At 46.8% G+C, this 404-nt stretch carries 1 protein-coding gene; it reads right to left on the reverse strand.

Annotated features, from left to right (window positions below; all coding sequences use genetic code 11):
* On the reverse strand, window positions 1–404 hold a 404-nt coding region (gene cas6, locus E3E33_RS10745), incomplete at both ends, for a CRISPR-associated endoribonuclease Cas6 (RefSeq protein WP_167731701.1).

Consider the following 404-nt stretch of genomic DNA (forward strand, 5'->3'; position numbering starts at 1 on the left):
CGATAGCGGAATATCATCAGAGAGCCACGATAGTATGTGTCCTTAACGAGTATCCGGACGGGCTTGAACTTGATAACATCTATGCTGAAATCCCTATCCTCAGGCATGGAACCCATGATCGCAGAGTAGCGCATCAGCATGACCTTGCGGAGCTTATCGAAGAATGCCTCCTCGTTCGGGTAGAGATCCCATATCTTCATCCTATTGCTGCTGAGCTTGACTGTTCTTACCATGATAGGACTAAGGGTAGAGAAGAGGGCACTATCCTTTATCTTGGGCTCCTTCAAAATTTTTATATCCTCAGTTATGAAGGTAGCATCGCCTATCTGAAGGATAGGACTGTCGATGAAGCCCTCAACAACGGCCCTTATGAGCTCACTAGAAGAGGAAGAGACGTAGAGAGA

Origin of the sequence: Thermococcus sp. GR5 (assembly GCF_012027535.1) — an archaeon.
In the GTDB taxonomy this organism is placed as follows: domain Archaea; phylum Methanobacteriota_B; class Thermococci; order Thermococcales; family Thermococcaceae; genus Thermococcus; species Thermococcus onnurineus.